The organism is Pseudoponticoccus marisrubri, from assembly GCF_001482405.1.
Taxonomy (GTDB): Bacteria; Pseudomonadota; Alphaproteobacteria; order Rhodobacterales; family Rhodobacteraceae; genus Pseudoponticoccus; species Pseudoponticoccus marisrubri.
Genome location: NZ_LPXO01000047.1, coordinates 1 through 838, shown reverse-complemented (window position 1 = coordinate 838; position 838 = coordinate 1). Strand labels below are relative to the sequence as shown.

1 protein-coding gene is annotated in these 838 nt (G+C 59.7%); it reads right to left on the bottom strand.

The window, feature by feature from the left end; all coding sequences use genetic code 11:
• Nucleotides 1–14 precede the first annotated feature (14 nt).
• Nucleotides 15–772 (bottom strand): IS5 family transposase gene (locus tag AVJ23_RS22495; RefSeq protein WP_099045552.1). Its coding sequence is split into 2 segments (ribosomal slippage): nt 15–448 and nt 448–772, totalling 759 coding nucleotides; the frame shifts between segments, so codons are not numbered across the junction.
• Between the last annotated feature and the right edge of the window lie 66 nt (nt 773–838).

Sequence of the window (838 nt, the reverse complement as noted above, 5' to 3'; positions counted from 1 at the left end):
ACTAGGATCAGGATTCATAACCAGTAGATGACGACTGCAGCGAGAGCGATGGCGGAGAGAAAGACCTTGGGGCAGCGGTCGTAGCGGGTCGCCACACGCCGCCAGTCTTTGAGCCTGCCAAACATGATCTCGACGCGGTTGCGCCGCTTGTACCGGCGCTTGTCGTATTTCACCGTTGCCTTGCGCTGTTTTCGGCCCGGGATGCAGGCGCGTATCCCTTTGTCTTTCAACGCGTCTCTGAACCAGTCGGCATCATAGCCGCGATCCCCGAGCAACCAGTCGACCTTCGGCAGGCTGCTCAGCAGCGCCCGCGCGCCGATGTAGTCGCTGACCTGTCCTGCCGTGACGAACAGATTGAGCGGCCGCCCTTGGCCATCGCAGATGGCATGGAGCTTGGTGTTCATGCCGCCCTTGGTCCGGCCGATCAGTCGACCACGCCCCCCTTTTTCGCGGCCATGCTGGTCGCTGTGCGGTGTGCCTTCAGGTAGGTCGCGTCGATCATCACGGTTTTCTGTTCGCCGTGTTCGGCCGCCAGCCCGGCCATCATCCTGGCGAAGATCCCTTTCTCGCTCCAACGCTTCCAACGACTGTAAAGTGTCTTGTGCGGGCCGTAGGCTTCTGGAGCATCGCGCCAGCGTAACCCATTTCGATTGATAAAGATAATCCCGCTCAAAACCCGTCTATCATCGACCCGTGGCTTGCCGTGCGACTTCGGGAAGAAAGGGGCGAGCTTGGCCATCTGCTCGTCGGTCAGCCAGAAAAGGTCGCTCATGTCACCGCTCCGTTTTCAGAGCCGTGAATCATGCCGTACAGCGACAATCAATGCATCCTGACCCTA